The 26,595-nt window shown below is 38.6% G+C and carries 26 protein-coding genes; 24 read left to right on the top strand and 2 right to left on the bottom strand.

Annotated elements, in window-relative coordinates:
- Window positions 1-496: 496 nt before the first annotated feature.
- From M0Q51_06505 to M0Q51_06490, 4 genes are all read left to right on the top strand, one after another.
- A complete protein-coding gene (locus tag M0Q51_06505) occupies window positions 497-718 on the top strand; it encodes a hypothetical protein (protein MCK9399631.1) in 222 nt (73 codons plus the stop codon).
- Between the two features lie 487 nt (window positions 719-1,205).
- Window positions 1,206-1,547 (top strand): hypothetical protein, encoded by a 342-nt coding sequence (locus tag M0Q51_06500; protein MCK9399630.1) that lies wholly within the window; start codon window positions 1,206-1,208, stop codon window positions 1,545-1,547.
- A 156-nt stretch (window positions 1,548-1,703) separates the two neighbouring features.
- Window positions 1,704-2,462, top strand: coding sequence for a hypothetical protein (locus M0Q51_06495; GenBank protein MCK9399629.1), 759 nt, complete (start codon window positions 1,704-1,706; stop codon window positions 2,460-2,462).
- Window positions 2,463-2,705: 243 nt separating this feature from the next.
- The gene (locus M0Q51_06490) at window positions 2,706-3,395 is read left to right on the top strand and encodes a hypothetical protein (GenBank protein MCK9399628.1); all 690 of its coding nucleotides are present in this window, start codon (window positions 2,706-2,708) and stop codon (window positions 3,393-3,395) included.
- 200 nt (window positions 3,396-3,595) lie between these two features.
- Here M0Q51_06490 and M0Q51_06485 read toward each other — a convergent pair whose 3' ends face one another.
- Window positions 3,596-3,760 (bottom strand): hypothetical protein, encoded by a 165-nt coding sequence (locus M0Q51_06485; protein ID MCK9399627.1) that lies wholly within the window; start codon window positions 3,758-3,760, stop codon window positions 3,596-3,598.
- 386 nt (window positions 3,761-4,146) lie between these two features.
- On the opposite strand from M0Q51_06485, the gene M0Q51_06480 reads away from it, so the two are divergent.
- From M0Q51_06480 to M0Q51_06415, 14 genes are all read left to right on the top strand, one after another.
- Window positions 4,147-4,572 (top strand): ArdC-like ssDNA-binding domain-containing protein, encoded by a 426-nt coding sequence (locus M0Q51_06480; protein MCK9399626.1) that lies wholly within the window; start codon window positions 4,147-4,149, stop codon window positions 4,570-4,572.
- A gap of 163 nt (window positions 4,573-4,735) precedes the next feature.
- Complete coding sequence (locus M0Q51_06475) at window positions 4,736-5,989, top strand: PIN domain-containing protein (GenBank protein ID MCK9399625.1); 1,254 nt, start codon at window positions 4,736-4,738, stop codon at window positions 5,987-5,989.
- On the top strand, window positions 5,989-6,165 hold the full coding sequence (locus M0Q51_06470; GenBank protein ID MCK9399624.1) for a hypothetical protein: 177 nt from the start codon (window positions 5,989-5,991) through the stop codon (window positions 6,163-6,165). Before M0Q51_06475 ends, M0Q51_06470 begins: the two co-directional genes overlap by 1 nt.
- A 249-nt stretch (window positions 6,166-6,414) precedes the next feature.
- Entirely contained in the window at window positions 6,415-7,350 is a 936-nt protein-coding gene (locus M0Q51_06465) for an AccI family restriction endonuclease (protein MCK9399623.1), read from the top strand.
- Window positions 7,350-8,825 (top strand): N-6 DNA methylase, encoded by a 1,476-nt coding sequence (locus M0Q51_06460; protein MCK9399622.1) that lies wholly within the window; start codon window positions 7,350-7,352, stop codon window positions 8,823-8,825. The genes M0Q51_06465 and M0Q51_06460 overlap by 1 nt, the downstream gene beginning before the upstream one ends.
- A gap of 177 nt (window positions 8,826-9,002) precedes the next feature.
- Window positions 9,003-9,218 (top strand): hypothetical protein, encoded by a 216-nt coding sequence (locus tag M0Q51_06455; GenBank protein ID MCK9399621.1) that lies wholly within the window; start codon window positions 9,003-9,005, stop codon window positions 9,216-9,218.
- Window positions 9,219-9,242: 24 nt separating this feature from the next.
- Window positions 9,243-9,614, top strand: coding sequence for an ArdC family protein (locus M0Q51_06450; protein MCK9399620.1), 372 nt, complete (start codon window positions 9,243-9,245; stop codon window positions 9,612-9,614).
- 367 nt (window positions 9,615-9,981) lie between these two features.
- A complete protein-coding gene (locus M0Q51_06445; GenBank protein MCK9399619.1) occupies window positions 9,982-10,125 on the top strand; it encodes a hypothetical protein in 144 nt (47 codons plus the stop codon).
- Window positions 10,126-10,524: 399 nt separating this feature from the next.
- Window positions 10,525-10,980 (top strand): JAB domain-containing protein, encoded by a 456-nt coding sequence (locus M0Q51_06440; protein ID MCK9399618.1) that lies wholly within the window; start codon window positions 10,525-10,527, stop codon window positions 10,978-10,980.
- Between the two features lie 110 nt (window positions 10,981-11,090).
- Window positions 11,091-11,498: a hypothetical protein gene (locus tag M0Q51_06435; GenBank protein ID MCK9399617.1), complete on the top strand. Its 408-nt coding sequence runs from the start codon at window positions 11,091-11,093 to the stop codon at window positions 11,496-11,498.
- Between the two features lie 10 nt (window positions 11,499-11,508).
- Entirely contained in the window at window positions 11,509-12,843 is a 1,335-nt protein-coding gene (locus M0Q51_06430) for a hypothetical protein (protein ID MCK9399616.1), read from the top strand.
- Between the two features lie 2 nt (window positions 12,844-12,845).
- Window positions 12,846-13,952: a hypothetical protein gene (locus M0Q51_06425; GenBank protein MCK9399615.1), complete on the top strand. Its 1,107-nt coding sequence runs from the start codon at window positions 12,846-12,848 to the stop codon at window positions 13,950-13,952.
- On the top strand, window positions 13,949-14,866 hold the full coding sequence (locus M0Q51_06420; protein MCK9399614.1) for a hypothetical protein: 918 nt from the start codon (window positions 13,949-13,951) through the stop codon (window positions 14,864-14,866). The genes M0Q51_06425 and M0Q51_06420 overlap by 4 nt, the downstream gene beginning before the upstream one ends.
- Window positions 14,859-15,362, top strand: a complete 504-nt coding sequence (locus M0Q51_06415; protein MCK9399613.1) for a hypothetical protein — start codon at window positions 14,859-14,861, stop codon at window positions 15,360-15,362. Before M0Q51_06420 ends, M0Q51_06415 begins: the two co-directional genes overlap by 8 nt.
- Before the next feature lie 152 nt (window positions 15,363-15,514).
- On the opposite strand, the gene M0Q51_06410 is transcribed toward M0Q51_06415, so the two are convergent.
- Window positions 15,515-16,591 (bottom strand): hypothetical protein, encoded by a 1,077-nt coding sequence (locus M0Q51_06410; protein MCK9399612.1) that lies wholly within the window; start codon window positions 16,589-16,591, stop codon window positions 15,515-15,517.
- A 134-nt stretch (window positions 16,592-16,725) separates the two neighbouring features.
- Here M0Q51_06410 and M0Q51_06405 point away from each other — a divergent pair, with 134 nt between their 5' ends.
- Genes M0Q51_06405 through M0Q51_06380 form a run of 6 tightly spaced genes read left to right on the top strand, consistent with a single transcriptional unit; the run spans window position 16,726 to window position 26,595 of the window.
- The gene (locus M0Q51_06405) at window positions 16,726-17,160 is read left to right on the top strand and encodes a hypothetical protein (protein MCK9399611.1); all 435 of its coding nucleotides are present in this window, start codon (window positions 16,726-16,728) and stop codon (window positions 17,158-17,160) included.
- Entirely contained in the window at window positions 17,153-20,872 is a 3,720-nt protein-coding gene (locus tag M0Q51_06400) for a phage tail tape measure protein (GenBank protein ID MCK9399610.1), read from the top strand. The genes M0Q51_06405 and M0Q51_06400 overlap by 8 nt, the downstream gene beginning before the upstream one ends.
- 42 nt (window positions 20,873-20,914) lie before the next feature.
- Window positions 20,915-22,525, top strand: coding sequence for a hypothetical protein (locus tag M0Q51_06395; GenBank protein MCK9399609.1), 1,611 nt, complete (start codon window positions 20,915-20,917; stop codon window positions 22,523-22,525).
- A gap of 46 nt (window positions 22,526-22,571) precedes the next feature.
- A complete protein-coding gene (locus tag M0Q51_06390) occupies window positions 22,572-24,008 on the top strand; it encodes a hypothetical protein (GenBank protein ID MCK9399608.1) in 1,437 nt (478 codons plus the stop codon).
- Between the two features lie 2 nt (window positions 24,009-24,010).
- Entirely contained in the window at window positions 24,011-26,332 is a 2,322-nt protein-coding gene (locus M0Q51_06385) for a hypothetical protein (GenBank protein MCK9399607.1), read from the top strand.
- On the top strand, window positions 26,332-26,595 hold the full coding sequence (locus tag M0Q51_06380) for a hypothetical protein (protein ID MCK9399606.1): 264 nt from the start codon (window positions 26,332-26,334) through the stop codon (window positions 26,593-26,595). Before M0Q51_06385 ends, M0Q51_06380 begins: the two co-directional genes overlap by 1 nt.

Genomic DNA, 26,595 nt, shown 5'->3' with positions numbered 1-26,595 from the left:
AAGTCCCTCACATAAATCCTTCATACACCGAGTTACTAACAAGCTGTCATCACGAGAACCGGGTTCTATTGATTCGGCTCATTAGTAACTCTGTTTGTATTCGTGCGCCACAGATAGGATGAAACGTTGTCAACAGTTTGTCGTCAACTCTGAACAGGGTTCAGTTGACTCGACTATTGATAACCCTTCATCTTTTAGTATGCCATGCTGCCATACTCAATAGGGTAGGGGAGTTGCGCTCCCCTATCTGGTCAGGGGAGCAAATTGCTCATTTCATATATCGGTAAAAGATACACACTTGCAATTGCAAACACCGACAGGGCGGAGCGCTGCAACAACTCCCACCGCTTCAAAAAACATTGTTTTTTGAAGCGGTGATCTGTTGATTTATAGTTTTTTGAACTAAAAAACGTTTCAATGCAAACCGGATGAATATATCCGGCTTCTTTTTCTTCAAATTTTGCGATGGAGAAAAAGAAGCAAAAAGAAATCGCCCTTGAAATATCCACCGGATATTCCTGCCAGGTCGAAGATCCACTTGATCTCCGGAGGCTTCTTTTCTTTGCATATTGCCGGCCAAGAAAAGAAGCAAAAGAAACCGGAATCGATATCCTGCGGATATTTCAAAGCCATTCCCCATCCGGAGAATGGCGGTAATGGTGGAGTTATTAACAACCTGTCGTTGCGAGAACCGGGTTCTATTGCCTTGGCTTATTAATAACTCCTGTTTTTTTGAATGGGAACCCTGTTGGGTAACAGCCAGAACACCGGCTTCCATTAAATAATTCATTATTTTATGCGAATTCATATGATTTACTTTTAAATTTATACCTTCATTTGGATAAACAAAACTTGCAGGTTAATAATGAACAAGTTACAGCCCAAAATAATGTTAAATGATGCTGTGGCTGTTATCGGCCCAATTTGGTACTGTAAATGCACTATGTTTATCCCTCGATTTTGGACAGGTAAATGCCAGTTTTTGTATGTCTAAAGCTGAAATAACAGCACCAGTGCGTTTACACATACGTTATGGGCAAGGTTAAGGGCGGCACAGTGGACAGAAACTATAACTTTAAAATTCGGGCTGACATTTGTTGACAATTAATTTTTGACAGACAATAGACTAAAATAAAATGTGGAGCCAGAAACCAATTAATAATAGGGAGACACATAAACTTAATGAATTAAAATTTAAGCTTCTAATGAGAAATATTGCAATTCTATTCGTATTTGTAATTACAGCCTTGACAAGTTGTAATAAACTTGACATTGAATCGGGGACTCCAAAGTGTGTTGAAAATAAAATAAAAAGCTTCAATAAGACTTCTATTTGTGACAATGCAGACGTTACTGAGCACATATTTCAGGGAAAAACTGTTTATGTATTTAATCCAGGCAATACTTGCGGGGCGGACATGACATCTGAAGTAATTGACTCAGAATGTAATAGTCTTGGTTATTTAGGTGGTGACTCTGGCAATACAACAATTAATGGAGAAAAATTTTCAAATGCGACATTCGTTAAGATAATATGGAAAAAATGATGAACCCAGCCCATAACATCAGCTACCCGACAAGTGCGGCAGCAGTGGTTTTCGGTGTGTATCTTTCCGCTCGGGCTGTTTTTCGGCTTGACAGGAAATCGCCCGCAATCCGCCCCTGCGTGTAGCTTCCTACGTTATGTTTAATTTGCCCCAATTATGGATTATCCAGAAAATCATCTAGCGGAATTTGTTAGCACTCTTCAAGATTATTCAAAAAGGATGGCGAACTATTTCACAAAAATTCAAACTGAATATACCTCTCGATCAAATGATTTTTTTAAATCTATCAAAGATGCATTTGATTCAATTCCTGAAGCATTAAAGCAATTATCTGGGGTAGGTTGGTACATGTCTATGCATATGGGACCAGGAGAGATAAATGGACTAGCAAGATTAATTAATGAAGGCAATATTGAAAAGGTTGATAGATATTTAGTAGATCACTTTCAAAAAAATTACAATCAAATAAAGAATAATTTAATTATCAAATATCCTGAAAGGAAACAAATCTTAACTTCCGCTTTCAATGCTCATGAAAGAAAAGACTACTATGCTTCAATTCCTCTATGTCTTAGTCAAGCAGATGGAATGTGTTTTGATTTGACCGGAAAGAGGCCCTATAGAAGCAAAAGAAAAATACCAGAAACAGCTCTTATTGCCGACAAATTCAAAAAGGGTAGCATCTTAAATTACTTTTTACAACCTTTAACAGTGCAAGGATTAATAAATGCAAATCAAGATGAACGAGAAAATTTCAAAGGAATTATAAACAGGCATGAAATATTACATGGCATATCATTAAACTATGGAACTGAAATCGATGGGTTTAAAGCGATTTCATGGCTAAATTATATTGGTGAAGTCCTAGAAATAGTTATCTCTGAGGACACAAAATTGGGGCAAACTAAAACATAACGGACGCGCAAAGGCCAGCCCGGACATCAATTGTCCGTCCAGGCAGGCGCGTATTAAGGAACAAGGGTCAAAGAAACATGGAACATTTGTACATTTAATGCGCCTGCCTGGCCGGCCAAATCAAACCCGGGCTTCTGTTAATCTTTGCGCTTAAGTAATCATTGAAAAACAAAAATAAAATGCGGAACCACATGTGTACTTTGGAGGTTTTATCCTAACTTTTTCAGTTTGGTGCAGAACGGTATGGTTGAAAGTCTAAGAATATATCAATTGATTAACTCATCACGCATTGGCTTAAAGAGTAAAGTTCTTGATATTGGAACGCGGAATTGTGCGCTAATAAATCAATTTTTAATTCATGGATATACCGATCTAATTGCTATTGATAAAGCAAACATCGATCTTTATTCATGTTTTTACAATTACAAAATCGCAAAAAAACAGGTAATAGAGAAAAACGAACACTTTATTCTCCTAGATAGAGAAAATTTCAAAATAAACAAAAGAAATATAAGGGAAGATACTCTTCTTCATTACAATGTGGAATTAGAAGAATATTACCATTCTATTCAACGTATAAGTAATTGTGATTTTTTGACTTTTCAATTTAAAGGAAGATTCAATATTATTCTTTCTTCTTTTGTTTTTCATTTCATTCCTCCTGCTTCGGATGAAAGAATCATTGAACAGTTGACAACTTTAGCAAATGAAAAATGTTTATTGTACATGAAAGTTTATAATGAAGTGAGGTTAGAAACTGCCAGTCCGGAATTTCAAAGAGATGGTTTATCATTGATAAAATCTGGAAGTACGTGGTATCTCTTTGATGATTTGAGATTGAATTTATATAAAAGCATATTTAAAGTATTGTTAATGAATATCTCTGGTGATATTACAGAATTACTTTTAGATAATAGTAGCCCCCGGCATTAAGCTATAAATTTGTATATTTTACATCGGTGATTAGACTAGGAGTTACTAACAACCTGTCACCACAAGATCGTGGATCTATTGGTTCGGCTTATTAGTAACTCTTGTACTTTTCTTACACTGATACTTTCAAATCAAGCCCTTTGACATTTGCCGGTTTATCCTGGCTGCCCTTCTCAATGGCAAATCATCTCCTTTCCCTGTTAAAATGGTATCCGCTTGGAGTTGTTGATTTTTTGCCTTGCTAATTTCTGCCTACCTTGACCTGTGTGATCAAACAGAGTCACGGTTGAAGTAGTAGCTTCCCCTTCTTCTTTTTCAACCCTCTTTACCAAATCTGCAGTTAAATGCCCTTGCACTTCGACCATTGTTTATCTGTTTTAATGTCATCCAGGTCTTTTTTGCCTGAAATCCTGCAGGACCATCCGTTTGCAGCAATCTTACCGCGATTATTTTGGCACTGTGAGGATCAGGCTGCAGCTTTCCTTGCCGGTTTTCTGTATTGAATTGTTTCCGTTCTTATCCCCGCTATGGACTATTTACCATTTCTGCCTCGTCCCGGTCTTCGAATTTCATGGGCGAAGGTATTTTCGCGGTTTTCCTTTTGCTATGGCCAGGTCTTCGATTTATTCACTTTCCTTGAAAGATGACCTAAAGCCAGCAAAACTCACCCCACTACCTTCTTTTTTGCCCATAATTCTTTAACCGGCGAGCCAGATGCCAAAGCAAGTCCCCAGGGCAGGGGCAGAACAAAATGGAAACAACACAAACATCAAAGATCTCCGAAAGGAAAGCAGCTCTCCGCCTGACCTCAAACACAGTGCAAGAACTGATGGATGCTGGTAAGATCAAAGCCACAAACTTGAATGATGGCCTTTTGGCTTTCTACAATGGCAAGAAAAAGAACCAGGTATGGATGACTTTGGAACAGTGGCAAACTGCCGGCTACTCCGTTCGCAAAGGCGAAACCGCTCAAATGATTTGGGGCAAGAAGGTTGACAAAACCAACGAAGCCGGAGAAGCTTTCTCCTACTTCCCGATCCTTTTTGTCTTCTCCAATGCACAGGTCGACAGGACAGTGAGAAATTTTAACAGCGCGGCTGTAAAATCTGAAACACTTCCCCAAGCTGATGTTGCTTCAGCTTTAGGCCCGGTGACAGGCGAAGATTTGCCCTTCTAACCAGAAGAAGGACAACCCCAAAAGACCGGCTGACGATGTCAGTCGGTCTTTTTTTACCTGATTCTTCCTTGCCGTCTAAAACATTTCCTTCTGTTTATTAGCATTTAGGTTTATATTTATATAAATTTATGGCATCGATTGGATAAACTCAATTTCTAATTGTATGATTTATTTCCCTGACAGTAATGTTTTTATTCATTTTCAACCAATTGAAAATTGGATTTTGGAAAATGGAGATGGTCCATTTCAAATTGGTTTATGCTTATGTACTATAAATGAATTAGATAAAATAAAGTATTCTTCAAATGTTAGTAGTATTAAACGAAGGGTTCAGAGTCTTGTTAAAAAATTTAGTTCATCATCGCCTCTCTTTTTTAATGACATACCCTTTATTATCTATATGCCACGTGCTGTACACGAGATTATAGACAAATATTTATTAGATAAAAATGATAAGGACGATTTATTTCTTGCATCAGTTATAAATTATAAAGAAGACCATCCTCTTGAAAACGTCCAAATTATTTCTAATGATTTAGGAGTACAATTAAAATGCAAAGCACATGACATTATTTTTAAAGTACCTCTTGAAGGATACTTATTACAGGAAGATGACCCTTTAGAGAAGGAAAATAAAAGACTTACAATTGAGTTGAATCGCTTGAAGAATTTACAACCCAAGCTTAGGTTGCAATTTAAAAATGGAGAAACACATAAAGAATATGTTATAAATGAGCCTCTGAAAGAATATGAAGCTGAGATCATGGAAACGATGGATAATATTAAGCAGAACCATCCGTTGCTTGAACCTGATTTAAATAATGAGGCTCATAATATGTTTCCCATAAACTTTTATCCTAGAACTCCGGAAAATGTAGAAAAATACAATAAGGCTTTGCTTAAATATTTTTCTAGTTATGAGGTCTATTTGCGTAAAAATAAAATATTTGACTATAAAAGAGATTTGACAATCATACTAAATATCGAAATAATTAACAATGGGAATGTTCCTGCACAGAATATAGATTTATATGTGTATTTTCCAGATGGATTCAGATTATGTGAAAAAGAAGATTATTCTGAAAATGAATTAGAGCCTGCTCCCCCAGAACTTTCAGAGTATTCACTTGCTCCCGTGGATTTTTCTAAAATCATGCGATCAATGCCCAGATTCACATTTCCTGATATCAATATTAGTGGTTTCTCAATAAAAAAGACAAATAGCTATGAAGTAAAAGACCATTTTAATTCAATTAAACATAACCACATTTGTGAATTAACGCCATTGTATTTAACATTTGACCGATTTGAAGAAGCAAATAGTTTTGAAATATCATATAAAATTACTGCTGCAAATGTAGTTGACATTGAAAAGGGGACAATGAATATAATTATCAAAAAAAATGAGCGTTCATAATGAATTCAATACCTGAAAAAGAAATCCTGTTCAACCGTTACTACGCCGGAGAAATGGATAAACAGGAACTGACTGATCTAGTGAAACGGTTGCTTGTTGATAAAGAACTAAGAGAGTGGTTTACAGTTCAGATGGAGTTTTTTACTCTTTTTCGCGATCCTCGGAAGCATCCATAATCAAATATTCAAGATTGATGGTCTTTTAATAATTTCAGGCAAGGCGCTAAGCAGATATTATTATGTCTTTTTTAAGTAATAATTTGATTTAATGACACCCTGCAATTATAGTTACTTAGCTTCAATTATATATTATTATGGTTTTTACATAGAACTACAGTGATAGCATGTATAACTTAATTAACTGTCATTTTAAATAACCCAGCTCAAAATATAATAACTATTTTTACAAAAAAAATGATAAAAAATATGCATCCATTTGAAAATGTTTTATCCGTTTCAACAGCGGACATTGAATTTGAGATCCGGGGAGTAAAAGAAGTCGCTTGGGCAGATTTCTGGCTTAATCCAAGAAAATTAAGAGGCAGTGACTTTTTAATGAGGTGGTCCCAGGGCGTATGGAGTGAACATAGATTAACGGATTCTGTCAATAGAACTAACCAATTTTATGCAATACCATATGGACCAAGTGGAACAGCTCCGGATTATGATGTTAGGGCATTTGAACTTTACTTTGAAAGATTAGAAGCAGCTGGACTTGGAAACATCAAGCGACCCGACCTTTTAGTTTTCAAAATTGCTGACAAGTCCTTCGTTGACAAATTCCTTGCAAGTATTGGAGGTGTGGAAGAATTACCATTCGTCACCGAGGACAAACTTCAAGACCTAATTTTAAAAGCTATTATTGCAGTTGAGTGTGAAAATTCTCTTTGGGTAGCAGAGAAAATGCCTCAATATAATATTCCTCTTAAAGCACAAAAGCGACTTGGGGGGAAATTAGGACTTGCTAAAACAGCGGTTCTTCCAACTGTCATTATCAAAGAAGAGGATAGAATTCCTTTAAGCAAGTGGCAACATATAAATAAAATTCCAATTCATGTGTGGCATGTTTTTTTTGACAGAGCTTATGGCCTTTCTTTTGATGAGGCACAACGTTTAATTGACGAAGGATTAATACTTCCGACTGAGCAAATTTTTCAGGCACCCGGAGGAGCTACTACTAAAAAAACAATTTACAAATATTATTACCATTATGCCTACCCTCTGGGAATTGCGAATGAAAGACCTCATTTAGTCCCAGCATTCATTGAAGACAAGAACGGACATATTTTACCATATGTAAAATTTGAAGGTGGTTCGCTTGAAATTACTCCTGATGCTGTCAATCTATTAAAGCGCCTCTGATGGGAAAAGTTAAATCACATCAAAAGTTACCAACTAATTGGAGCGAAAGAGAAATACTTCGTGACAAAGGACAGTTTTGGACACCAAGTTGGGTTGCAGATGCAATGGTTGCCTATGTTTCCAAAGATACAGATTTAGTTTTTGACCCCGCAACAGGCAGGGGTGCATTTTACGAATCACTACTGAAATTAAACAAGCCAAATGTTTCTTTTTTCGGAACTGACATTGACGAAAATGTTTTAAGCGATGAAATTTACAATAAGAGAAATTGTTTAGTTGAAAAAAGAGATTTTATTAAAAATCCTCCTCCAAGAAAATTTAAATCAATAGTTGCAAACCCACCATATATCAGACATCATCGTATTGACGAACAAACAAAAGTTTTCCTCAAACAACTTTCATCGGGTATAACTGGACAATCTATTGACGGTCGAGCAGGTTATCATATTTACTTCCTTATTCAAGCATTAAACCATTTAGAAAAAGATGGTAAACTTGCTTTCATTATGCCTGCCGATACATGCGAAGGAAAGTTTGCAAAAAATCTTTGGAAATGGATTTCAGAAAATTTCTGCATAGAATGTGTAATTACATTTGATGAAGATGCAACGCCCTTTCCAAATGTAGATACTAATGCAATTGTTTTCTTAATTAAAAATTCAAAACCAACTGAAACGCTACATTGGGTTAAAGCATCAAAAGCATATTCAACTGACCTTTTCAATTTCATTTCATCAGATTTCAAACAACAGAAGTTTGAAACGATTGATGTTGTTAATCGCCAACTCAAAGAAGGAATTTTAACCGGTTTTACAAGACCTGAACAAAATCACAATGGTTTCAAATATCATTTGAATGACTTTGCAAGTGTTATGAGAGGTATTGCAACTGGTTCAAATGAATTTTTCTTTCTGACTGCACAACAAGTCAAAGAATTAGGGATTCCAAATGAATTTTTTAAAAGAGCAATTGGCAGAACCAAAGATTCAACAGAAAATTTATTGACTGTAAAAGATGTTGAGCAATTAGAAAATGAAAATCGCCCTACATATTTACTTTCAATAAACGCTAAAGACGTTTTACCGCAAGAGATTATAGATTATCTAAAGGTAGGCGAGGAAATGGGATTGCCAAATCGTTCACTAATTCAACAACGCAAACCTTGGTATAAAATGGAGAAACGAGAAGTGCCACCTTTATTATTTGCATATCTTGGAAGACGAAAGACAAGATTCATTAAAAATGAGGCAGGAGTTTTACCATTAACAGGCTTCTTATGTGTTTATCCAATTTGTAGAGACAAAGAATTTGTGGATAAACTATGGCAAGTATTAAATCATCCTGATACATTAGAGAATTTAAAACTTGTAGGTAAAAGTTATGGTTCTGGAGCAATTAAAGTTGAACCGGGCAACCTGAATAAACTCCCTATTCCAGAACACATCGTAAATCTTTTTGATTTAAAGCAACCATAAAGAATTCATGGAATTATTGGATATCATCCAGTAGTAATATAAAAAACGAGAAACTCTTCTTCTTTTAAATTTCTGTACCTCATCTTCCTTTTTCTTTTCCTGCCTTAATCACTCGATTTTTACACAAGTTACCTATATCGGTAATTCTGCCGTCAAGGGCCTGCAGAGTCCCTCCTGATGGAACAGGACTCCTGCGGCACGTTGTGTTCCTTCATTTTCCCCTTCCCGCCGAAATCAACAACCTATCTACTTTACGAGAAACGGGTTCTATTATCGCTCCTGGCCATTGATATCGCAAAGGAAAATGACCGGAACCCTTGCATCAGAATTTCCGATCCGGTATTGGTTGCGCAAAAATTTCATTTTAACCCGGCGCGCCAGATGCCAAAATAAGTCCTCAGGGCAGAGGCAGTCATTATGACTATCGTGCGTTCTATTACTCCCGAAGCTAAAGCGCTGTATAAAATGCGCCGTGAAAACCTGAAACAGATTTCACGGGTTCTTCAGCTTCAAATGAAGTCCGGCGCTGCTGACTTCGATTCAGTCAATGAAGGACTTATTCAGATCTATTCTGCCGATGGTGTCCATACTGCCTTTAAGACTTTCCAACAATGGAAAGAAGAAGGAAAGTCTGTCATTAAAGGCGAAAAAGCGTTTTCAGTATGGGGCAGTCCTCGAAAAGTTGCCAATCCTGAGCCTGAAGAAGGCGAAAATGATGAATTTAAGTATTGGCCCCTTTGCTACCTTTTCAGCAATGCTCAGGTGCATGAGCCGAAGCATTTTGAGTGAGAGTTCATTCAAACATTCAGCTCCGATGGGAAATCCCATCGGAGCTTTTTTTGTGCTCGTTTCCAGATTAGGGCATTTTGGGGAATCAATAGGGGAGTACTCCCTATTTTAAAAATGGTAAATAAAAAAATCCCTTCCCCTGGTTCTGTTCTTGTCTTTATCACTCAATTTCCTCACAAAGCTACCTATATCGCAAATATTCGCAGACAACGGCCTTTGGTGCTTTGCATGACTTCATTTTAAGATTCAAAATGACCGTCACCATTGCATCGAAATTTCCGATCCGGTTTGACCTGGTTCAAAATTTTCATTTTTAAACCTGGCGAGCCAGATGCCAACATAAGTCTGCAGGGCAGCAGCATTCAAAATGAGTCTTTCACTACTTTCAAGATCCGATGAATTTATCACTTACATTGATGCCCTCTATTTCGAAGGCTATGCCCTTAGAATGTCGGTTGAAAATCCGTCAAGATTGACGTTTGAATATTATGAATTCCTGAAGAATTTATAATTTTTCAACCTTTCGAGCAACCTCCGGTGGTTGATCCACCAGAGGTTTTTTTTTTATATTCATTCTTCCACCTGGTCGCTTTTTCTTTGAGGGAGCAGCACAAAAGAAAAAGTTTCCAAAAAGAAATGCAGTATGGCCTAACGATGTTTACGTCCATAATGGTATTTAAAACTCGATTTTTTCACAAAGTTACCTACATCTAAAATCTCCGCTGACTATGGCCTTACACAGTCCATGAAAAACGGACTGTGACGGTGCTTTGCATGACTTCATTTTCAAGAAAATGACCGTCACCATTGCACCGGAATTTTCGATCCGGTTTGGATTGCGCAAAAATTTCATTTTCTAAACCGGCGAGCCAGTTGCCAACACAAGTCTGAAGGGCATCAGCGAAATAAAATGCTTTTTACTTCACACTTATTCCAGATCTGCGAGATCTCCGTCAGCTATTCCACGAAGGTCAGTAACGCAAACCGGCCAAAAATTGCCGGATCTAAAGATTGCTTTGACGTTGTTCTTCCGCTTTGGGATGACATCGAATACCGTGAATCCTTTCTCGTACTTCTAATGAACCGTGCCAACAGGCTCCTTGGCATTGTAGAAGTCTCAAAAGGCGGTGTCTCTGGCACTGTCGCAGATCCTAAGTTGATCTTTCAGCACGCTCTCAAGGCTAATGCCAGCTCTTTGATCATGTGTCACAACCATCCCTCAGGAAATACCCAACCTTCCGAAGCTGATATCCGATTGACACGTAAGCTCAAAGAAGGTGGCCTTCTCCTTGATTTGCCTGTCCTGGATCACCTGATCGTCACCACCGATGGTTATTATTCCTTCGCAGATGAAGGCTTGATATAACAACCACCGCTTCAAACTAAAGGAGTTCGGCTTCGCCGGACTCCCTTTTTTTGCTCGTTCAGGTTTTTTTGTCCTTTCCTGATCGCTGTACTGTTTTTTACTTTGCCTCCATGGAAGAAACTATAAGTTTTTCAGCAATGTACTCTGAATTAGATTCCCTTACTGCCAAAGGTGAGCCCAAGCCTTTCTCTCTGATGTTTGCCACGGCAGACGTTAAAAGGCAAACAGGCGGAGATATCCATATAATTAGCAAAAGAACTTCTGCTATGGATTTACTCCGCCATAATAACAAGCGGTTTATCTATACAGAGAGTCAGGTCATCAAAGTTGTCGGCAAAACCAACGATGATATTCCAATATTGCCGGTTCACAAATTGGGTGAACCTAAGAAAACTTGCAATCCACATCATGATGATAACAGTACCATCAATATCTTGATATTGTCTTCAAAAGCGACACGGAAAATCCATCCACGTCTTATCCTGTATTTCAACGATAAAAAAGTATTATGGTATTAATTATTCAAATATGAGTAAGTCCTCACTTTTAGATGATGGGTTTGCCATCACTCCCGGCAAAACAGCTTTGATCACTATAACCAGTGATCCTAAAAATCCGGATGCTGTAAAACAATCCGGTGCAGTTCCTAAAGAAACTGCTTCTAATGACTGGTCTGCCTGGGGAGATGATAATTTGTTTCCACAAAATGTTCTGGCAGACCTTGAGGGGAATTCAATTGCGCTTCGAGCGCTGGAAAAAAGAAGAAACATTCATTTTGGCCGCGGTGTTGTCGCTTACAAAAATGTTATAGCCGCCGACGGTTCCGAATCCCGGGAAGTCATTACCAAAGGTCCTGTTAAGGAATTCTTCCGTCATAACCAGGTCAATCTTCAAATGATCGATCTGATCGGCTCTTTGGAGCTTTTCGCCAATGGTTGGATTGAATTCATTCAGAATAAGGCAAAGACACAAATTAATAAAATGAATGTCTTAGATCCAGCTTATTGCCGTCATTCCATGATGGACCCGAAAGTGCTTCGCATTGAAAAAACGTATTATTCGGCAAACTGGCCGAACCCTGGTACGGATTACCTTGCAGAGATCCCGACGTTTAATCCTGCCAAATACGTTCCTGGTAAGGCTTATCCTGATGGCAAATTCACTTATCCGGTCTATTACCGGTCGTTCAATAAATCGTATTACTCCCTGGCCATATGGAACGGAGTCCGTAAAAGCGGTTGGCTTGGTATTGCCAACAAGGTTCCGGCCTTGAAAAGCGCTATCATGGCTAACCAAATGACCATTAAGTATCACGTTGAAATACCGGAACAGTATTTCAAAAAGAGGTATCCAGCTCCCGATTTTACCAAAGAGCAAATTGAAGCTGCCGTTCAACGCAAAATTGACGAGCTGAATGAATTCCTTACCAATGTGGAAAATTCCGGCAAATCGCTTGTTACCTTTACCTATTATAATGAGACCTTGCAAAAGGAGTACCCAGGCTGGAAAATCAATGTGATCGATAACAAGCTCAAGGATGATGCTTACCTTCCGGATTCCCAGGCTGCCAACAGTGAAATACTCTTTGCCATCGGTGTAGATCCTTCCCTGATCGGTGCATCATCCGTACCAGGAGGCAAAATGGCCGGTGCCGGCAGCGGCTCCGACAAACGTGAAGCATTTTGGGCATTGAATGCCGAGTGCGGCCCATATCGTGAGGTTTCCTTACAGCCATTGTACTTCATCCGTGACTTCAATAAATGGGGTGATGATATCGAATTCGATTATGTCGTGGTCGATACTTCGCAAACTCAAGACCAACACCCAACCAAAACAGAAAAGCGAATCGATTCAAATTCATAATCATGTTATTCAAAGAAGCTTTTAATATCGACCTTGCGGAGATTAAACAATATCTTTCCGTTTCCCAGAATGGAAGCTTTGCTAAAATTCGGCCTCATATTGCCGCAGCAGAAATCCTTTATGTTAAAGACCTTCTTGGGGAAGGACTTTATAACCTGCTTTCTGAATGGTACAATTCGGAAAGTTCAGGATCGACTTCCGTTTCTGCTTCTGCCAGTTTAAGTCCTTCTCTTTCTGTTGTGCCTGAAGAATCTGGTTCGACTTCCCAATCACAAGTTGAAACCAACGAGGCACTAACGGCAATACTTCCCCTGGTTCAGCGAGTCCTGATCAATTTTGCTTATTACATCGGTGCTGATGAATACAGCTTGCACATCACGGATGCAGGAATGCAGATCGTCACGGATGAAACACACAAAACAGCTTTTCAATGGCAGGTTGAAGCAGCTAAAGCATCCTGGCTGAATAAAGCCTATCTTTTTTCTGATGTTCTGCTTGTCCATTTAGAAAGCCATAAAGCTGACTATCCTACCTGGGTAAGTTCTGAATCTTTCACGGAAACAATGGATTCCTTATTATATACTACCAAGCTTTTCAATGACGCTTTCCATATCCGGAACAGCCGAAGGCTTTTCCTTGCGCTTAAGCCAATCATTCGTAGTATAGAATCCAAGTATGCAGCTTATACCTTATCGCAGGAATATTATGATTCCTTGCTGGTATTGCTTAAAACTTCAGCACATACAGCAGAAGACACGGCCATCCTCAAAAAGATTCGCCCTGCAATTGCTCACCTTGCCATGGCCGAAGCCATTACAAGGTTTTCAATTGAGGTATTCCCCGAAGGAGTTTATTCAAATCTCGTTTCCTCCTTTGGAACCGTATCGGCTAAAAATCCAGCCGGCAAACTCGATAAGGCTGTTGCAATTGAAAAACTACAGGCTGAAGGACTTGCTGAAATTAAAGACGTTCAGATCTACCTTGATGTTAACGCCAGTGCATCAAAATATAAAATCTATTTTGATTCATCAAGATATGTTAATCCTACTGTCACTCTCCACCGGTCTGAATTCATAAACAGTGCTGATAAGGGAATCTGTCTATTATGATTGATGTTTCAATAGAAGGTAAAAAATATCTTCTGCCCGAAAACTGGCAGGAGATTTCAAAGAATGATCTGTTGATAATATCAGACCTGTTCACTCATTTCTATATCCCAAGCGATTTTTTAAAATACGCCCTCATTGGCTTTTTGGGCATCAAAAAATACCTTATTCAATACAACGGCCAGTTGGCAATGGCTAAAGGTCTGTACAGGCTTTTCCCATTTCCATCGGTGACCCGCAGAGGTGTCAGTAGGGGTAAGGTTAAGGTATTCTTGCAGGAGGATCTTCTCGTACTATCTCAAATGCTCACATGGATTCATTCATCATCTTCCACATCTTCCAATACACTTACGAGAAACCTCCTGCCAAGAATTACCGTTCGCCGTGGCCTTTGGCCACCGCTTCACCTTTATGGTCCTGCCGATTTCATCAAAGATGTTATCGGTATAGAGTATGCCAAAGCGGATGCTGCTTTTCTCGCCTTCTGCTCGACAGCGGATCCGCTTTACCTGAATGACCTGGTCGGCATTCTTTACAGGCGGAAAAAATGGTACTGGAGAATAGAAAAGCTCTTTTCTGATAAAGTCAACTCTGTGAGAATGAATTATACCGATCTACAGTACATGCAGAATTCACACAACGCATTCTCATTGAGTTTACAGATCAAATACGCTGTCTTTTTGTTCTTTCAGGGATGTCGTAATGATTTATTGTTTAGATATCCTTATGTTTTCTCTTCCGATGGAGCAGAACACCCAGACTCTACCGGTTGGGCAGGAGTATTCCGAGCCTTGACCAATGAGAATATTGTCGACATCAATAAAGTGATGGAGCTGCCGATCCATACCATCCTTTTTGACCTGAATGAAAAAATCCGTTTCAACAAACAAAATACTAAACCCGCAGACAATGGCTGATCTTTCCTCCTATATCCAGTATTTTCAATCCCTGGCCGAGAAACATAAACAAATCCTTCATTCCTCTGGAAAGAAACATTTCTTTATGATGGACATTAATGAATTGTTGTCTTCGACCAATTCAACAATTAAATATCCGGCCATTGTCCTGTTGAAACTTTCCGGCAAAGTCATTGATAAAAAGGCTGACAATCCCCTTTTTTCCATCGAAGGCGGCTTCCTTGTACTTGATCATTGCAAGAAAATTGATGATTTTGCAACCGAGCTGCAAATCTTCCAGGATACTTTTTCCATTGGGATGGAAATTGTATCACGGATCCAGTACGATCAGCAAGGCTGTGATTTGATTTCTTTAAAAGCCATTCCTGATTTTGATCCGGACCAGGTCCGATGGGAAATGATCGGTCCTGTTTTTGAAAATCATTTCGGGATCATGTTTCGCTTTCCGGTAAACCTGATTGCTGACTTAGAGTATGATTCTTCAAAATGGAACTGAATCTTTCGTTAACGGTTGATGGTAACGAGTCGTGCGTGGAGCGCGAAGCGATAACCTATAAGTTTAAAGCAAGTTTTGTTTACGAGCCACAAACCTTGCAAACCCACCTGCACCCGCATGCTCGCTGACCATGGGTTAGCATTCGTTATCTATTAATTAAATTTTGTTCCCCATTCATTCCATTCCATTGGCGGTGAATCTTTAAGAATATGACCTGACGTTATAACTTGTCTAACTTCAGAAGTTAATTTATCCAATGACCATAATCTCACTATTCCTTTCCCTGAACCTGATAAATATGTTCCTATAAGATAATGAGCAATCCTTCTTAAATCAGGATATTGCCAAGATAACATTTCAATCAATTTTACAAGCATGGAACCAATAGGTTCAAAGTTCTCGAGTTGGTTCTCATCATTTTTGTTGAAACTAAGATATGAGGTAAAACATGCTCCATCTTTAAATTTATCCAACCAATTGTTTTTCTTTGAATCATTTTGAAATTTATGCGATCCAAAAAAGCCTTTTGTAGAACTCCAAAGTCCTAAATCAGCGACACACATTATGTCCAAAGTTTTGCAAGGATGATCTACTTGTTCAAGGTCTTGTTCAAAAAGAGTATCATATACTCTTGAAAGGTTCTTTTCAGTTGAATTTTTCCAAGAATGTGAATGAGCAAGAAGTCCATAAATTATTGTACTATTTAAATCACGATATAAGGTTCCTCTAATTGGTAAAGCATGTTCTTTAATTTGAATACAATTGCCAATAACTTTTTTTATATGCTCTGTTTTTAATGTTGTTTTACATTCGAATGCCGCCGCAACACCCCCAGCTAAATATAGTTTTTTATCTTTAAGATAATCCGGATAAGTAGGGTATAAGACTAAAATATCTATCTGGGGTGATGCTATTCCATCTGTACTAATAATTCTACCTTTTGTAATTATTGAAAAAGCAGGAGGTAACCATTGCCTTAATAATGTGGCCCAGTTTTCTTCTCCCTGATCACCAGCTGTTCCTGGGTCTTCAGTCACACGTTTTTGAATCCTGTTATATTCTTGCTGAATATCTCTAGTCTGATTGCTCATGAAATCAAAAAGGTCATGGTTTGGTAATTTTGAGAGAACAGGTACTGAACCAATTTGAATCTGAGGTTGTTCATGAGAATTGAGTATATTCACTAATCTTTGAGACAACTTCATATATGTTATCTTTTTTTCAATCATAATCTAGTTTTTATGCAGCAGGGCAATGAATGCTAACATGGGTATAAATATACAATAAATTTAAAGGAACAGAAGCACAGACTCTTTGATCTGTCCTTTGTTGCTTTTGTGAGTCATCCCATTTTTGTTCTGTTATGACAGATCAGGAATTAGAATGGCGTTTCATTCGTGCTAAGCTTATTGGTCATGGAATGTACTTGAAGGAAGAATTGCAAAACGCAATTCTTACTCAAGAACTCATTGACAGTTCCAGACTGATCAATTCCCTTTCATTTCATGTCAATATGCAGGAGAGTATGGCTTCCGGAGAATTGGTCATAGATTTTTACCTGTATGGCCGGTTTCAGGAAATCGGCGCCGGTCGTAAATCTATCAAAGAAAGCAGTCTTTTAGAACAAATGGTAGGTGTCAGGTCTTCTCGAAGAAAAAAGCCCTGGTACAATAAGACTGTTTTCGGAACTCTCAATCATCTAATCTATGACCTGGCTAATGGTTTCACCGATGAGACTAAGGAAATGCTTAAGGCTCAAATTCTCCGTCACGATAAATTTTTAGCATCCAATGGGTAAAATCACGAATGACAGGATCGAATTAACCATTTCAGTTAATGGATCTGCAGCAAAAAATGAGTTAGGCAAACTTGAAAAGGAAGCTACTAGCCTTGGAAAATCTTACAAGGAGCTTCTCCTGGAAAAAAAGAAGCTTAATAAAACTGATGCTGATTACGGCAAAACCTTATCAGCATTAAATCAAAAAATCACACAAAACAAAATTGCTGTTGACCAAAATAAGGTCGCTCAGGATCAGCTTCGCAAATCAATTGGCCTTACAGGTCTCACGATGAACCAACTCAATAAGGAAGCCGCCAAGCTTCGTGTGATGAAAGCTAATCTTACCCCTGGTACACTTGCTTTCAAACAGGTTGATACACAATTGCAATCCGTTAATAAGAGAATGGCGGAATTAAAAGGTTCGGCCAAAGGTGGAAGCGGTATGTTCGGCAAATTGGCTGATTCATTTAACAAATACCAGGCTCTTGCAATGGGAGTTGTTGCCGGAGCTGCCGCTGCCGGACTTGCCATTGCTTCAATGATTCAGGGAAATGCAAAACTTGCTGATTCATTGGCGGACGTAATGAAAACTACCGGTATGACCGAAGAAGAAGTCAAACGCTTAAATTCAATGTTTAAAAACATTGATACCCGATCATCCAGACAAGAGCTTCGGGATCTTGCAGTCGTTGCCGGGAAATTGGGTATTACCGGAGTTACTGATATTTATAATTTCGTCAAGGCTGCAGATCAAATCAATGTCGCTCTTTCTGCCGATCTTGGCGGTAATGCGGAAGCCGCTATCAATTCACTTGGGAAGCTTACTGATTTATTCGGCCTCAAGCAATCTCTTGGCCTCGAGCAAAGCCTTCTTAAAACCGGTTCTGCTATAAATGCTCTTGGTGCTGCTTCCAGTGCAAGTGAACTTTATCTTGTGAATTTTGCAAGAAGGCTCGGTGGAGCCGGAAAACAAGCAGACATTTCCCTTCAAAATATTTTAGGGCTTGGAGCTACATTGGACCAGCTTGGTCAAACTGCAGAAGTTTCTACAACCACTCTCTCTAAGGTATTCGTGAGTATGTTTAAAGATCCTGGCGAATATGCCAAAATTGCCGGAATGGAAGTTCAGGATTTTTCGAATCTTCTTAAAACTGATTCCAATGCAGCTCTTGTTAAGTTCTTGGAAGGATTAAACGGCAATAACGCAGGACTTGCTTTGATGGCAAAGAAAATGGATGGTTTAGGACTTGCTGGCGCTCGTTCTGTTGGTGTGCTTGCTACTTTAGCCAGCAACACTAAAATGCTCAAAGATCAACAGGCTCTTTCAAATGATGAATTCAATAAGGGAACCAGTCTTACCAATGAATTTAATACCAAAAACACAAATCTTGCCGCTACCATTGATAAACTTGGTAAGCGATTTAATTCCATGTTTGTTAATTCAGGCATTAACAAGGCTTTGCAAAATATAACCACTTCATTGTATGAATGGATTAAAGTTCCTGTTGATGCAGCTTTAAGATCAGAACAAAGAGAAGTAAATCGATTAGTTTTTGAATTGACAAAAGCCAATACTACAGAAGAACAACGTCAAACGGTATTGACTGAATTGAACAAAATCAATCCAAAAATCACAGCTGGTCTGAAAGCAGAAAAGCTTGAAACAGCCCAACTTGTAACCAACCTTCGTGCCTATAACGAAGAAATGGCTAATCGAATTGTTATTGCTAACCTTGAAGAAGATGAACAAAAATCCGCAGCTAAACAAGCTAAAGTGCTTCAAACAAAACTAAATATGGAAGTTAATCTTATGGATGCTATGCGTAAGATTGATGAGTCTATTGCTTTGAACTCAGAATTATCTATGGAAGAAAGAGTAAACCAAATAATTGCTTTCCAACAAAAAGCTATAGAAGCCAGGGATGCAAGAGGAGAATCTTCTCAAACATGGGATAATGAGGCCGGTATTTATTATGATAAAGAAAAATCAGCTCTTTTTGGTGTTGAAGCCATCTGGAAGGAATTACAACAGCAGCAAATTAAATATGATGATAAATTAACACAGGGCGCTGATCTTTCCGCAAGGATTGCTCAAATGAAGGCTTTACTTGGGCTTCAAACAACTCTGAATACCGGAGGTAACTTTGGCGGTGGTGAGGGCAGTGGCTCAACTGGCTATGTTCCTGAAGGAGATGGTAAAAAGTCTAAAGCCGAAAAAGATGCTGAAAAAGAACAGGAAAAAATGGAGGAATATCGCAAGCAAGTTCTTTTAAATGCACAGAGCCTTATCAATCAAGAAAATGTTGCTTATGAAGATCGTCTCCGTCAGGCCGGTATCTTCAACAAAAAGAAGGAGGATATGACAGCAGAAGATATTTCCATTCAGGAAATTCTTCTTAAGCAACATCTTTTAAATATTAGCAAGATCAATGATGATGCTTTTTCCGCCGATGTCACTAAACTTCAGTCCGACTTTGAGCTTGAAAATTCTCAAAGGGAACAGGCTTATAAAGAACAACTCAAAATCATTGGTGACAACGAACAGGAAAAAGCTGCTTTTACAGCCTGGTACGATAAACAAACGGAAGATCGCACCAGAAAGCATCTTGAGACTTTGCTTAAAATGCTTCAGGAAGAATTGCCTTCAGCAGATAATTTCAGCCTTGATCTTGAATCTTCGGTTCTTTCTGATGAAGCAAAGGATGCTTTGCTGAAAAAGATCGAGGAAGTAAAACTTGCTCTTGCTAATCTTGGAATGCCTTCGGCTAAACCAACTGAAGAACCAACCATTGAAATAGGCATTAAAACAGACATTTTTGGAATGTCTGCAGAAGATTGGGCAAACATGCTTACCAATCTTAAAAACGGCAAAATTGAACTCACTGAGATGCTTGCCCTTGCCGGTGCCATGTCAAACGCTTTTTCCATGATCAATGAAATCAGATCAAATAGCGAGGAAAGATCATTGATCGAATTCGAGGAGCATATTAATTCCAGAAAGGAAATGTTAGATAATCTTTTGAAATACAACCGTATTTCACAGGAAAGATACAACAAGCGAGTTTCTGCACTTGATGAAGAACTTGATGCTAAGAAAAGAAAAATAGCGCATGATCAAGCTGTAAGAAATAAGGAAACCGCTATTTTTCAAGCCTTTATCAATACTGCAATGGGAGTTACTTCGGCACTTGCAACACCACCTCCCTGGCTTGGCATTGCTTTGGCAATCTTAATAGGAGGGATGGGCGCACTTCAAATAGCTGCCATTGCTTCAGAACCTATTCCGCAAGCTTATTCCGGAAAATATGATGTCATCGGCCAACAGGACGGAAAAAAATATTCCGGTCCTGTTATCGATTCACCATCCACCGGCCTGATCAATTCCCCGGCAATCCTGGTCGGTGAAAAACCTGAATTGATCGTAGATCCTGCCACGACAAAAAATCTGATGGTGAATTATCCTCATGTCATCCAGGCTATCCAAAACGCTCGTGTGCCTCAATTCGCTTCAGGCGATTATTCAAACATAGATAGGGGAGAGGCCAGGGATTCGCAAAAGCAAATCGCAACCATCTTAGCTGCTCAGACTTTAACAATGGACCGGCTTAACAGAAACCTTGAAAATGGTATTCAGGCCAAATTACTTGCCAATGATGAGTACATCCGCACTCATAAAGATGTTGATTCCCGGTATTCCAAATTGTCCTCAAAGGCCAATTCATCGCTTTAATTTGTCCTTTTAGGTTTATCATTTCAATATCACATTTGCACCATGACTCTGACCGTTACAAAAAATCTCGAAACGCTTTGTCCTATTGACAACCCTAAAGTTGTCATTATCGGTACTGATAATCAGTACTCAACTGCCGGAGTCACTGCAAAACTATATTTGAAATTTTCACAAACAGAAGAAAATCAAGGCTATAATATCGTTCTAAAATGGAATGATAAACAGATAACTTTTCCTCTTGCTGATGAACCGGATGATTCCGGTGAACAAATGCATACAGCAACAGAAAATCAAACTCTTAATGATTGGCTTCAGGTACTTTGTGAAGATCTCAATTCCAACTATTATCTTTCTAAAGATTTTGAAGTTACTGTTTATGATTTGACTTCTCTCCGCTTCGTTGCTTGGAAAGAAGGAGAACTTTATAACCTTGAATTAATTCGAAATGCCGGTACTATTGCCGGCATTACTGAAGATCCTGCAGCAGTTGACGGCATTGATCCGGTTCTTAGAGATTTTTACAATGTTTTTCTTCAGGTAAAACCGCTTAATTCAGAAGAATCGCTTGGTCAGGATATGGTAGGTCCCGACCTTTCAGGAAACTGTAATTTTGATATCCATGACCTTCTCTGCGATTTTCTTACTCCTGAATTTGAATGGCCTCATGAAGCCGGTGATACTCATCATCCCAGGATTAATTTTATTAAGCAATTCCGTGTTTTATATGCTGAAAGCTATGATCGGGAATATAAAAAGCTTTTTACGCTTTCAGGGGATCATTATGCGGTTTTAGGAGGCTTTGACTACAAAATCCTTGCTGCCTTAAACGGTATTGCATATAGTTTATCCGATTTCATCATTGCTTTCAAAGCTTTTCTTACCTGGCAACCTTTGGTTAAAAGAATTACCACTACCCAAAGGGATAAGCTTTTCTATCTTGTATTCAATGATATTTCACAGCTTCGCCCTTATATTAAAATATATTACACTGATGGCACTTCCGCCAATAATCATCAAGTCACTTCATTCGCTACAGCTCAGTATCAAGTCCATGAATTCTACACGGACTATGTTTCACTTGGTATCGCTGCTAAATTGCCTAATGGTAAGGCTTGCCTGAAGTATGATTATTGGCTTCAAGACGAAGCTAACAATATCATTTCACAGGTCAGAACGTATGAGATTGAATTCCGTCAGCAACCATTCTCCCGTACTTTCATCTTCCGTAATTCCTTTGGAGCTTACGATGTTTTCCGTACTACAGGGCGCAAAAAACATATCAATAAGTACGAAAGAATGATTCTTGAACGCAATCTTTCTGAATACACAGTTGCCCAACAATACCAAATCCTTGAATCTGAATCTTTTCAGGTCAGCTCCGGATATATCTCGAAAACAATTAAAAACTGGTTGAGAGAACTGATGCTTTCAGAAGAAGTATTCGAGATCCTTGGAGACTACAAATTCCCTATCCTCATACAAAATGAGGAAGTGGATAACATTGACGATCTCGAAACTATTTATGAGATTGACATTCTCTATAAATATGCCTTCAAAAACCCAAAATATTCAGAGCTTTCCAATACCATGCCTTTGCTTGCTGAAAACCTTAATATACTGCTTAATGAAGACGGTGAATCTTTATTCGCTTAAGCTGCGAATTATCTTATTTACTCTGATTTGCCTTTTTCTCTGGAAAATGGCACTTCCTCAAAAAATATCAGAACTGCCACCAGCTACATTCATGGGCATCGGAGACCTTACGGTAATTGTTCAAAACGGCGTAACTAAAAAGCTTCCTTATTCCAGCCTTATCAATAGTCTTCATATGTTTTCAGATTCCCTTTATATCAACTATCGTTGTCATTCTGTAAAGGGACAAAGCCGTTGGTATTATTCAGGAGATACCCTTTTCATTGATACTTGCTCAGTCTCCGTTCCTTTAGGTTCCGGAGACTCCTGCTTGTTTGAATTGCATGGAGATACGATCTGGAATAAAAACGGTTATAAAGCCATGTTCGATGATAGTGTCTACTTCATGCGAGATGCTATCAAACACCTGGAACCTCATTCACCTTTAGCCGGCTTTCTTACCCTTGGTAAACTTGATAATACTGGTAGGCGGCAACTTGTCATGGCAAGTTTTCGTCATGATTCAATACAAGGTATTAAAATACCATTGACCGTTACTTCCGCTAATTATACCAGCACCGTAGGCAGCGAAGCTGTTGCATTCATAGATCTGTCTCATTCAAACGATACTCTTTTCCTTGGCAGCGCAACTACCAGGCTAAATGACATGATCTATGTTGCAAGGTCTGACTTATTGGCAAATTCAGTTGTTATAAATGCCACCACTGGCATTTATTATAAGTCAGCCGGTTATACTAATTTTTGGCTTAGTAAAACCATGTCCGGTGCCATCCTTCAAAGCGATGGCATTGCTTGGTATATTATCGGTGTTTTCTTCGATCCTTATTTAACTCCTACCAGAGCAATATTTCCTGATAGCACCTTATTCAGTAGTAATGTGCAATTCAATTCAAGCATCCATGCCTTAAATCTTGATTCAGCCAGAACTTCCTATTCCTTATATTATAATGCGGCAACCGGAGAATTCTCTTATGATTCTATTCCGGTTGCATTGCATTCCATTGATACGCTCTATGTAGTTGATTCTGTCTATGTAATGGACACTGTGATCATGGATTCACCGGATCAATTCTCTCGTGATCCTTTTATAACAATAGACAGTACAGCTAAAGGAAATGTCTGCCGACAAATCGCCGGTCAAACTCTTGTGTTCGGAGATCTTTGCTATCTTAAATCAGATGGTAAAGCTTATCTTGCCGATGCTGATTCCGTTATTTATCTACCGGGCCTCTTTCTTTTGGCCGACAAATCCGGCGCATCGGCAAATGACACGGCTACTTTCTTGGAAGATGGCTATATGCGTTGCAATGCCCGATGGTCATGGTCAACTAAAGGCGCTGTACTTTATGCCAGTTGTTCTAATGGCGGAATGGCTGATTCCTCACCATCCGGCTCTAACGATGGTATTCAGGCAGTTGGTATTGTCCAGACTGCAGATATTGTAAAATTCAAACCTGATTTACTCATAATAGAACTTAATTAATTATGCCAAATATTTTTTATTGCGATTGGGCAAATGGTAATGATGCAACTACTAACACTCCTTTAGGTTGGTGGAGCGTTGCATATACAGGTGGTACAGGTCCAGCACCAGCTGCAGATGAGTTAGTTACTGGAGCAACCAGTTTAAATACTGCCAGCCTTACAGTTGTTGTTGCACCTACATCTGGCTCATGGGCAGGAAATAATGCTGCCGGAACAATGTATTTTTATGGTTATTCGGGAGCTTTTGTAGCAGAACAAGTGGATTGTGCAGGTGGAGGGCATTTTCATATTGCGGCTGATTTTGTCTATTGTGCATGGAAGACTATAACCAGTGGTGCGACAGCTGCAAGAATTGCACCCAATGACGAAGTTCGTGAAAAAACATCTCCAATCGGAACATTGATGTGCGATGCTTTATGGACAAATCTAAGTAAAAATGTTGTCTTAGATACTGCCCAAACCATCAATGTTGATATGTGTGAGAGTGCATGGACTGGTGATAATGGGACATCTTCTGCAAATGGAGTTGGCACCACACCAATTTTTGCAAAAATAGGATCTTATTCTGTTAAGATTATCATAGACGCTACACCAGCTGCAAACCAACGGCAAGCTTATTATAACATTGCAGATGTGGATCTTCAGACTTGTCAACAGATATCATTCTGGATTTTTTCAGAAGCCATTCTTGCTGCAGGAACCTTAGTACTTCAATTATGCAGTGATGATGCGTGTACTACAGTTGTTGATTCTTTTCCATTTCCGGCTGTTCCAATAACAGCGTTATGGCAACCAGTGGTTATTACTAAATCAGGAGGAGGAAACCTTGGTAGTTCTATAAAAGGAATACGAATCGATACCGGTCCAACTACACTGCCAACTGCAGGGAAATTTATTGCCATTGATGATATTATCGCAACGGTAACCGATGGGTTAAACCTAACGAGTCTTATCTCTAAAAATACTTTGCAGCAAAGCACTATCTCTTCAACTGGTTATGGAAATGAAGCATGGCTTGCTATTCAGTCGATCAATGGAACAACTGTAATGATCGATAATCAAGCCAGTACTCCTGCAAATAATGGAAGAGGTTATTCCGGAACTACCGAAACAAAACCAACTTATTTCAGAACACCGTTCCAAACAACACCAGTAGCTTTAACAACAAATGTCCAGATTGTTCAGGATTCTGGAACTTCTGAGGTTGCTCGTATCGTATTTTCTGGTGGGTGGGATCCGATAACCAATCAACAGATTGGGGATACAATATTTGATGGTCTTATAAGCCGTGGATACGGATTAAGTACAAATTCAAAAAGCTGGATCACTATAACCAGGATTAGTTTTGTGCGATATACAATAGGAATTCGTGTTGTTGGGTCTGCAGGTATTTTGATTGATTTTATTTCAGATCTGAATCATAGTTATAATGATGGAATTCGGGCTGAGACTTCCCTTGTTACAGAACTCATAATCAATACTATCGTAAATTGTTGTAACAACTTTAGCAATGGATTGAATTTTCAATACCCTCATATTAAAATCACAAGAGTCGTTCACGCGAATGGAAACTATGGTTTTGGGATCACATTAGGTTCAAGTAATATCAGAATTATACAGATCGATGAAATAAACAACAATACTCAACATGGACTGAACTTTGCAACACCACTTCCAGGAGCCTCTTGTAATATAATTATATATGTCAAAGATTGTGGAGATAATGGTATATCAGGAGTTAGGTTTGATTCTTCGAATAATATTATTCGAACTCTTGTAATCAGAAACAATAATATTGTTTCAGCTATGGGGATGAATCAGATTGGTAAATTAACCACTACTAATTCATTACTGGTTATAAGTCCAAACTATTATAATGCTCAGATTCGTGTTGGCAATATGGATGGAAATGGCTGTTATATTCAACATAGATCAGGTTATGTCACTCAACAGGTAGCTTCAGCAGGAGGAACTGGAAAAGAATGGAAAATATACATCAGTGATTCAGCACTTTGCAGTGAAAATTGTCCGCTTGAACTCTCAATTGCTAAAATAGCTTGTATAGCTAATGATTCAGTTACAGTTACCGTTTATTTTAAAAATTCTCATAGTACTATTCATTCCAGACTTTATATAGAACCTTTTCAGATTGCAGGAGTTGATAGTATCGTATATGATGATAATACAGGAGATACAAATCGAAATCAACAAAGTATAACCTTTCAACCAACTGAAGACGGGACAGTCGAGATTTTTGCACAAGTTTGGGGACCAAATTTAGAGGATGTTATTATTGATGATATTGCAGTAAGTGTAGCATAATGGCCTTACCAACAGCAACCGATTTAAAAAAGATGGATTATGGTTTCCTGGGTGAACCGTTAGTCTGGATTGCTTCAAAGGATTCCATGAATTTGATGACCATGGATTATGGTTTTTTAGGAGAACCTTTTGTATCTAATCCTTTTGGAGGGGTTATTCACAATATCGATAAAGCAAATACAGTTTCCTGGTGGACCAGGATAAAGAGATTCGGCGGAAAACTTATTGCAGATATTGAAAAGATAAATCAAACTGAACCTTAA

It is taken from the genome of Bacteroidales bacterium (assembly GCA_023229505.1).
Taxonomy (GTDB): domain Bacteria; phylum Bacteroidota; class Bacteroidia; order Bacteroidales; family JAGOPY01; genus JAGOPY01.
This window is presented reverse-complemented; position numbering and strand designations above follow the sequence as displayed.

Coding starts and splice junctions, on each gene's coding strand:
- M0Q51_06490 (MCK9399628.1), top strand. CDS start 2,706: ATGGTTGAAAGTCTAAGAATATATCAATTGATTAACTCATCACGCATT.
- M0Q51_06480 (MCK9399626.1), top strand. CDS start 4,147: ATGGAAACAACACAAACATCAAAGATCTCCGAAAGGAAAGCAGCTCTC.
- M0Q51_06460 (MCK9399622.1), top strand. CDS start 7,350: ATGGGAAAAGTTAAATCACATCAAAAGTTACCAACTAATTGGAGCGAA.
- M0Q51_06465 (MCK9399623.1), top strand. CDS start 6,415: ATGCATCCATTTGAAAATGTTTTATCCGTTTCAACAGCGGACATTGAA.
- M0Q51_06470 (MCK9399624.1), top strand. CDS start 5,989: ATGAATTCAATACCTGAAAAAGAAATCCTGTTCAACCGTTACTACGCC.
- M0Q51_06420 (MCK9399614.1), top strand. CDS start 13,949: ATGATTGATGTTTCAATAGAAGGTAAAAAATATCTTCTGCCCGAAAAC.
- M0Q51_06390 (MCK9399608.1), top strand. CDS start 22,572: ATGGCACTTCCTCAAAAAATATCAGAACTGCCACCAGCTACATTCATG.
- M0Q51_06425 (MCK9399615.1), top strand. CDS start 12,846: ATGTTATTCAAAGAAGCTTTTAATATCGACCTTGCGGAGATTAAACAA.
- M0Q51_06475 (MCK9399625.1), top strand. CDS start 4,736: ATGATTTATTTCCCTGACAGTAATGTTTTTATTCATTTTCAACCAATT.
- M0Q51_06405 (MCK9399611.1), top strand. CDS start 16,726: ATGACAGATCAGGAATTAGAATGGCGTTTCATTCGTGCTAAGCTTATT.
- M0Q51_06445 (MCK9399619.1), top strand. CDS start 9,982: ATGAGTCTTTCACTACTTTCAAGATCCGATGAATTTATCACTTACATT.
- M0Q51_06455 (MCK9399621.1), top strand. CDS start 9,003: ATGGAACAGGACTCCTGCGGCACGTTGTGTTCCTTCATTTTCCCCTTC.
- M0Q51_06440 (MCK9399618.1), top strand. CDS start 10,525: ATGCTTTTTACTTCACACTTATTCCAGATCTGCGAGATCTCCGTCAGC.
- M0Q51_06380 (MCK9399606.1), top strand. CDS start 26,332: ATGGCCTTACCAACAGCAACCGATTTAAAAAAGATGGATTATGGTTTC.
- M0Q51_06435 (MCK9399617.1), top strand. CDS start 11,091: ATGGAAGAAACTATAAGTTTTTCAGCAATGTACTCTGAATTAGATTCC.
- M0Q51_06495 (MCK9399629.1), top strand. CDS start 1,704: ATGGATTATCCAGAAAATCATCTAGCGGAATTTGTTAGCACTCTTCAA.
- M0Q51_06410 (MCK9399612.1), bottom strand. CDS start 16,591: ATGATTGAAAAAAAGATAACATATATGAAGTTGTCTCAAAGATTAGTG.
- M0Q51_06415 (MCK9399613.1), top strand. CDS start 14,859: ATGGCTGATCTTTCCTCCTATATCCAGTATTTTCAATCCCTGGCCGAG.
- M0Q51_06395 (MCK9399609.1), top strand. CDS start 20,915: ATGACTCTGACCGTTACAAAAAATCTCGAAACGCTTTGTCCTATTGAC.
- M0Q51_06450 (MCK9399620.1), top strand. CDS start 9,243: ATGACTATCGTGCGTTCTATTACTCCCGAAGCTAAAGCGCTGTATAAA.
- M0Q51_06500 (MCK9399630.1), top strand. CDS start 1,206: ATGAGAAATATTGCAATTCTATTCGTATTTGTAATTACAGCCTTGACA.
- M0Q51_06430 (MCK9399616.1), top strand. CDS start 11,509: ATGAGTAAGTCCTCACTTTTAGATGATGGGTTTGCCATCACTCCCGGC.
- M0Q51_06385 (MCK9399607.1), top strand. CDS start 24,011: ATGCCAAATATTTTTTATTGCGATTGGGCAAATGGTAATGATGCAACT.
- M0Q51_06400 (MCK9399610.1), top strand. CDS start 17,153: ATGGGTAAAATCACGAATGACAGGATCGAATTAACCATTTCAGTTAAT.
- M0Q51_06485 (MCK9399627.1), bottom strand. CDS start 3,760: ATGGTCGAAGTGCAAGGGCATTTAACTGCAGATTTGGTAAAGAGGGTT.